The sequence below is a fragment of the Halochromatium sp. genome, assembly GCF_046541315.1.
In the GTDB taxonomy this organism is placed as follows: domain Bacteria; phylum Pseudomonadota; class Gammaproteobacteria; order Chromatiales; family Chromatiaceae; genus Lamprobacter.
On record NZ_JBKHDN010000190.1, the window covers coordinates 1 to 5,308 of the forward strand.

Annotated in this window: 5 protein-coding genes and 1 pseudogene; 3 read left to right on the forward strand and 3 right to left on the reverse strand. The window is 67.2% G+C overall.

The window, feature by feature from the left end; genetic code table 11:
• Together pgsA and mtnA are read right to left on the reverse strand one after the other, a co-directional pair.
• A complete protein-coding gene (pgsA, locus tag ACLFQI_RS11240) occupies nt 1-567 on the reverse strand; it encodes a CDP-diacylglycerol--glycerol-3-phosphate 3-phosphatidyltransferase (RefSeq protein ID WP_410759378.1) in 567 nt (188 codons plus the stop codon).
• Nucleotides 568-575: 8 nt separating this feature from the next.
• Nucleotides 576-1,655: an S-methyl-5-thioribose-1-phosphate isomerase gene (mtnA, locus tag ACLFQI_RS11245; RefSeq protein WP_410759380.1), complete on the reverse strand. Its 1,080-nt coding sequence runs from the start codon at nt 1,653-1,655 to the stop codon at nt 576-578.
• Nucleotides 1,656-1,739: 84 nt separating this feature from the next.
• Between mtnA and ACLFQI_RS11250 the strand changes: the two genes are divergently transcribed.
• The 3 genes from ACLFQI_RS11250 to ACLFQI_RS11260 are packed head-to-tail and all read left to right on the forward strand — an operon-like array spanning nt 1,740 to nt 5,094.
• Nucleotides 1,740-3,113, forward strand: coding sequence for a TRZ/ATZ family hydrolase (locus ACLFQI_RS11250; protein WP_410759381.1), 1,374 nt, complete (start codon nt 1,740-1,742; stop codon nt 3,111-3,113).
• Nucleotides 3,114-3,125: 12 nt separating this feature from the next.
• On the forward strand, nt 3,126-4,052 hold the full coding sequence (locus tag ACLFQI_RS11255; RefSeq protein ID WP_410759383.1) for a flagellar motor protein MotA: 927 nt from the start codon (nt 3,126-3,128) through the stop codon (nt 4,050-4,052).
• 13 nt (nt 4,053-4,065) lie between these two features.
• Nucleotides 4,066-5,094 carry a peptidoglycan -binding protein gene (locus ACLFQI_RS11260; protein ID WP_410759385.1) on the forward strand — a complete coding sequence of 343 codons (1,029 nt, stop codon included), beginning with the start codon at nt 4,066-4,068 and terminating at the stop codon, nt 5,092-5,094.
• A gap of 102 nt (nt 5,095-5,196) precedes the next feature.
• Here ACLFQI_RS11260 and ACLFQI_RS11265 read toward each other — a convergent pair.
• Nucleotides 5,197-5,308, reverse strand: a pseudogene (locus ACLFQI_RS11265) (molecular chaperone DnaJ); the annotation flags it as partial.

A 5,308-nucleotide genomic window follows, 5' to 3' on the forward strand; every position in this document is an offset into this window, starting at 1 on the left:
TCAGGCCTGGTCAGGCATCCGGGTCAAACTGGGCCAAGCCGCGCGCAGGTAGAGGATCATCGACCAGAGCGTCAGCAGTGCAGCGACATAGAGCAGCACCACGGCCGGCCAATAGAGCGGCAGGCCCAGGAACGAACTGCCGAGGATCAGCAACATGATCGAGATCATCTGCAACGCAGTCTTGACCTTGCCGGCCATCGACACCTTCACCATGGCGCGCGCGCCGATCTCGGCCATCCACTCGCGCAGCGCCGAGACGGTGATCTCGCGACCGATGATCACCGCCGCCGGCAGCGCGAGCAGGATGCTCGCCTCGGCCTGCACCAGCAACACCAGCGCAACGGCGACCATGAGCTTGTCGGCGACCGGATCGAGGAAGGCGCCAAGCGGCGAGGTCTGGTTCCAGCGCCGGGCCAGGTAACCATCGAGCCAGTCGGTGACGGCGGCGATCGTGAAGATCAGCGCGCAGACCAGGCGCGCCCAGGGCACGGGCAGATAGAACACCACCACGAACACCGGAATCAGGACGATACGCAGCAGCGTGAGGATGTTCGGAATGTTCCACATGGCGATCGTTACGGCTCCTTCTCCATCAACGCGGCGATCTTCTCGGTCGTCGGCTGCTCGATCGCCCCGCGCTCGGTGACGATGACATCGACCAGTGCGGCCGGCGTCACGTCGAACACCGGATTATGCGCCTCGACGCCCTTGGGGCCGAGACGCGTGCCGCCGCAGCTCAGCACCTCATCGGCGGCGCGTTCCTCGATCGGGATCTCGGCGCCGCTGGCGACGCTGACATCGATGGTCGAGGTCGGCGCAGCAACCATGAAGCGCACCCCATGATGACGCGCCAGCACCGCCAGCATATAGGTGCCGATCTTGTTGCAGACATCGCCATTGGCGGCAATGCGATCGGAGCCGACGATGACCCAGCCGATACCGCCGCGCGCCATCAGGCTAGCGGCGACGTTATCGGCCTGCAGCGTGACCGGAATGCCGGACTGCTGCAATTCCCAGGCCGTGAGGCGCGCGCCCTGCATCCAGGGGCGCGTCTCGTCGGCGTAGACGCGGCCGATCTTGCCGGCGGCATGCGCGCTGCGCACCACGCCGAGCGCGGTGCCATAACCGCCCGTCGCCAGCGCGCCGGCGTTGCAATGGGTGATGACATCGGTGCGCGCGCCGATCAGCGCCGCGCCGAGGTCACCGATCGCGCGGTTGGCGGCGATATCGTCGCGATGGATGCGCTCGGCCTCGGTTAGCAGCGCGGGCACCGGATCGAGCTGATCGAGCGCAGCCAGCAGGCGGCGCATGCGCGCGAGCGCCCAGAACAGGTTGATCGCGGTCGGACGCGCGGCGGCGAGCAGGTCGAGGTCTTGCTCGACCCCGGCACGCCAGTCCGCCGGCGTGCGCTGGAAATGCTCGCGCGCCGAGAGCGCCACCCCATAGGCGGCGGCGACACCGATCGCGGGCGCGCCGCGCACCACCATCGCCTTGATCGCGTGGGCGGTGTCCGCCGCCGTATGGCAGGCCAGGAAGCGGATCTCGGCCGGCAGCGCGCGCTGGTCGAGCAGGAACAGTCGATCATCGTGCCAGACGATCGCATTATCGGGATGGCCGACGAGTGCTTGCGGGGTTTCTCCGAGGGGCGTTTCCATGACGCGGGACCTTGTGGCAAAGTTCTCGCGCATTCTTTGCCTTTTTCGCGCATTGCTCAAGTGCCAGCACGCCGAGGACCCCGTATGCAAGCCGAGCTTCTGATTCATGCCGACTGGATCCTGCCCGTCGATACCGCCGATCGCACGCTGGCGCGGCACAGTCTGTGCATCGATCGCGGACGCATCCGCGCGCTGCTGCCGCGCGCCGAGGCCGAGCAGCAGATCCAGGCCACGCAGGTGTTGGAACTGCCCGATCACGCGCTGATCCCGGGCTTGATCAATGCCCATACCCATGCGGCGATGACCCTGCTGCGCGGCCTGGCGGACGACCTGCCGCTGATGACCTGGCTGCACGAGCACATCTGGCCGGCCGAGGGGCGCTGGGTGGACACCGAGTTCGTCGCCGATGGCACGCGCCTGGCGGTGCTGGAGATGCTGCGCGGCGGCATCACCTGCTTCAACGACATGTATTTCTACCCCGAGGTCACCGCCCGCATCGCCGCCGCCGCCGGGATGCGCGTGCTGGCCGGGATGATCGTGGTCGACCTGCCGACGCGCTACGCGCAAGATGCCGACGAATATCTGCGCCGGGGCTTGGAATTGCATGAGCGCTATCGCCAGCATCCGCTCGCGCGCACCGGCTTCGCGCCGCATTCCACCTATGCGGTCTCGGAGGAGCCGCTGGCGCGTATCCGCACGCTCAGCGACGAGCTGGAGGTCCAGGTCCACACCCATGTCCACGAGACCCACGACGAGGTGGTGCAGTCCCTGCGCGCCCATGGCGAGCGGCCGCTGGCGCGCCTGGACCGGCTCGGACTGCTCGGGCCGCGGTTGATCGCGGTGCATATGACCCAACTCGAGGACGCCGAGATCACGCGCGTGGCCGAGACCGGCGCCCACGTCGTGCATTGCCCGGAATCGAACCTGAAGCTGGCCAGCGGCTTTTGTCGCGTCGCCGATCTGCTGGATGCGGGCGTCAATGTCGCGCTCGGCACCGATGGCGCGGCCAGCAACAATGATCTCAACCTGCTCGCCGAGATGCGCACCGCCGCCCTGCTGGCGAAAGGGGTGGCCGGCTCCGCCGCCGCCGTGCCCGCCGAAACCGCCCTGCGCATGGCCACCCTGAACGGTGCCAAGGCGCTTGGCATCGATGACGAGACCGGCTCGCTCGAGGTCGGCAAGGCGGCCGATGTGGTCGCGGTGGATCTCGGCAACCCGCATACCCAACCGCTCTATCATGCCTGCTCGCAGATGGTGTACGCGGCCAGCAGCAATCAGGTCCAGCAGGTCTGGATCGCCGGCCAGCAGGTCATCCGCGACGGCGAACCGCTGACCCTGGAACCAGACAGGATTCTCGCCGCCGCGCACCGCTGGCGCGCGCGGATTGCCGAATCCAACGCCGGGTCCAAGGGTGAGCCCAACGCCGGCTCTCAAGCCGAGCCCAACGCCGAGCGCTAACGCAATCATCCCATGAGCAACCCCAACCATTCCCTGTTCTGGATGCTGGTCTACCTGGCCCTGGTCGGCCTCCTGGTCGTCTTGCTGTTCGCGCCGCTGCAGGAGGCCTTCCTCGCCAACTGGGGCTTCAACAGCCTGATCCTGGGCGTGCTCGCGATCGGCATCATCATCAACCTCCGGCATGTCATCGTCCTGCATCCGGAGATCGCCTGGATCCGGCATTTCCGCACTGGCAATATCGAGCTGTTGGAAGAGCATCCACGGCTGATGAAGCCGCTGGCGCGGCACCTGCACGGCCGGCGCAAGGATCGCTTCCGCCTCTCGGCGCTGTCCATGCGCACGGTGCTCGATGGCATCCGCGCGCGGCTCGACGAATCGCGCGAGATCTCGCGCTATGTGATCGGGCTGCTGATCTTCCTCGGCCTGCTCGGCACCTTCTGGGGCTTGCTGGACACGGTCGGCTCGGTCGGCCGCGTCATCGCCGGGCTGGATGTCTCCGGCGGCGCCGTCGACGAGGTCTTCGCGACACTGAAAGAGGGGCTGGAGGCACCGCTCGCCGGCATGGGCACCGCCTTCAGCTCATCGCTGTTCGGGCTCGGCGGCTCATTGATCCTGGGTTTTCTGGACCTGCAGGCCGGACACGCGCAGAATCGCTTCTTCAACGATCTCGAAGAATGGCTCTCCGGCCTCACCCAGCTGATCGATGAACCCGAGATGGGCGGCACCGCCTCCCGTCAAGGGCCACTCGCAGTCGAGGCGGGAGCTACCGCAACCGCGAGGACCCATGCCGACACAACGGCTCTTCTCGACGAACTCCGCGCCCAGCGGCAGGTGCTCGAGGCCCTGCTCGCCGCCCAGACCGGTGCATCGGCATCCGCGCCCGAGGCGACATCCGATGCGACACTTGGACGCGACACCCGCGATCAAAACCAGCGTTGACCACTAATCCGCCGTGTTCACCGGAATCCGCCGCAGCTCCCGCACGGTCAACGTCTGGCCGGGCTATGTCGACGCGCTCTCGGCGCTGTTGATGGTGGTGATCTTCGTGCTGCTGATCTTCACCCTGGCGCAGTTCCTGCTGCGCCAGGTGGTCTCGGATCAGGAATTCGCGCTCGATCTGCTCAACAACCGGCTCGCCGAGGTCAGCGAGGCCCTGGGGCTCAGCGAAGAGCGTGCCGAGGCGCTGAACGCGCAAGTGGCGTTGTTCTCCGAGCAGCTAGCCGAGGTCACCGATGAACGCGACAGCCTGGCGGCGGCGCGTGATCGCGATCAACTGCGCCTGCTGGCGCTGGATGCATTGATCGCCTCGCAGCAGGAGACGATCGCCGAGGAACAAGAGTTGTCACAGGAGGCCCGCGATCAAGTCGCGATACTGAATCTGCAGATCGCCGCCTTGCGCAACCAGCTGCAGGAGGTCGCCGACGCCCTGGCCGCCGCCGAGCGTGACAAGGCCGAACAGGCCGCGGAGATCACCGATCTCGGCCAGCGTCTGAATCTGGCGTTGGCGCGACAGGTCAACGAACTCGAACGCTATCGCTCCGAGTTCTTCGGTCGGGTCAAGGATGCGCTGGGCGATAACCCCGATGTGCGCGTCACCGGCGACCGCTTCGTGTTCCAGTCCGAGCTGCTGTTCCCATCCGGATCCGCCGAGCTGAACTCGGCTGGCCGCGCCCAGCTCGCCGAGCTTGCCGGCACCCTGACGCAGATCGCCGAGCGGATCCCGGACGAGATCGACTGGGTGCTGCGCATCGACGGCCATACCGATCCACGACCGCTACCAGAAGGCCATCGCTACGCCTCCAACTGGGAACTCTCGACCGCGCGGGCGCTGTCGGTGGTCGAATTCCTGGTCAGCCGCGACCTGCCGCCCGAGCGTCTGGTCGCCGCCGGCTTCGGTGCCAACCGCCCCGCCGTCGCCGGCGACGAAGCCGAGGCCCATCGCCGCAACCGCCGCATCGAGATCAAGCTGACCAGTCCCTAGCCTCATCGAGCCGAGCGTTCCCGCACCGCCTGGATGTCCCAAGCCTTGAGCAGGAGGAGTGTCGCCGAACAACGCCGCGGCACCGGCGGCCTCGGACTGGGATCATTCCCCGAGCAGCCGTCGCTTGGCCGCGTTGATCTGGGCGGCGAGGTAGTCGGAGCCGCCGCGATCCGGGTGCAGCTTCTGCATCAAACGACGGTGCGCGGCGCGGATC